Below are 1,148 nucleotides of genomic sequence, written 5' to 3'. Positions count from 1 at the left end.
GGTTGGGGAGCGATCGGGGAGGAGAGCGTTCGAGGAGGGGCCGGAGAACGCGCACGGTCCCCCGACGCATCGGGGGACCGTGGGAACGGGTGCCCGGTGTGGGATTCGAACCCACATGCCGCGAAGGCACGGCTGTTTGAGAGCCGCGTGTCTGACCAGTTCCACCAACCGGGCAGGTCGCACCGGCCACAGAGTACCGTGTGTCGGCCCCCGACCGTAGCCGGCCCCGGGTGTCGGACGGCCGGCGCGCCGATCCGCCGGTCCCGCACCCCGGTGCGGGGGGATTCGGCGGCGTCCGGCAAGGAGCCCCCTCCGCCGGCGTCCGGTTCCGGTGTCCACCGGTCGAGCCGGTGCGACGCGTGTCACGCGGCCCGGCTACCCTCGGGGATGCCCCACCCGGCAGCCCACCGGCAGCAACCGAGGAGCAGCGTGAGCACCGCCGACGTTCCCGAACCCAGCGCGACCGCGGACACCGCCGCCGCGACCGAGGAGCCGCACGTCCCGCCGCACACCACCCGTGTGGTGATCGCCGAGGACGAGGCGCTCATCCGTCTCGATCTGAAGGAGATGCTGGAGGAGGAGGGCTACACGGTCGTCGCCGAGGCCGGGGACGGCCACCAGGCGGTGGAACTGGCCCGTGAGCACCGTCCCGATCTGGTGATCCTCGACGTCAAGATGCCCGTGATGGACGGCATCTCCGCGGCCGAGAAGATCGCCGGGGAGCAGATCGCCCCGGTCCTGATGCTCACCGCCTTCTCCCAGCGCGATCTGGTCGAGCGCGCCCGGGACGCCGGTGCCATGGCCTACCTGGTCAAACCCTTCACCAAGAGCGACGTGGTGCCGGCCATCGAGATCGCCGTGACCCGCTTCACCGAGCTCAAGTCCCTGGCGGACGAGGTGGAGGACCTCTCCCAGCGCCTGGAGACCCGCAAACTGGTCGATCGCGCGAAGAGCGTCCTGCAAACCCAGTACGGTCTGACCGAGCCGGCGGCCTTCCGGTGGATCCAGAAGACCTCGATGGACCGCAGGCTGTCCATGAAGCAGGTCGCCGAGGCGGTTCTGCAGGACGCGGAGGAGAAGAAGCAGCGCAAATGAGCCGGTGGGACGGCCCGCCCGTCGTCCCACCGGCTCATTTGCGCTGCTTCTTC

General features: G+C 70.3%; 1 protein-coding gene and 1 tRNA gene. One reads left to right on the top strand and one right to left on the bottom strand.

Going from position 1 to position 1,148, the window contains the following annotated elements; translation table 11 throughout:
* Positions 1–90 precede the first annotated feature (90 nt).
* Positions 91–174: transfer RNA gene (locus FOE67_RS26380), tRNA-Leu, on the bottom strand.
* A 255-nt stretch (positions 175–429) separates the two neighbouring features.
* Here FOE67_RS26380 and FOE67_RS26375 point away from each other — a divergent pair.
* Entirely contained in the window at positions 430–1,095 is a 666-nt protein-coding gene (locus tag FOE67_RS26375; protein WP_182667337.1) for an ANTAR domain-containing response regulator, read from the top strand.
* Positions 1,096–1,148: the final 53 nt, after the last annotated feature.

The sequence above is a fragment of the Streptomyces calidiresistens genome (genome assembly GCF_014141525.1).
GTDB classification, from domain to species: Bacteria; Actinomycetota; Actinomycetes; order Streptomycetales; family Streptomycetaceae; genus Streptomyces; species Streptomyces calidiresistens.
This window is presented reverse-complemented; position numbering and strand designations above follow the sequence as displayed.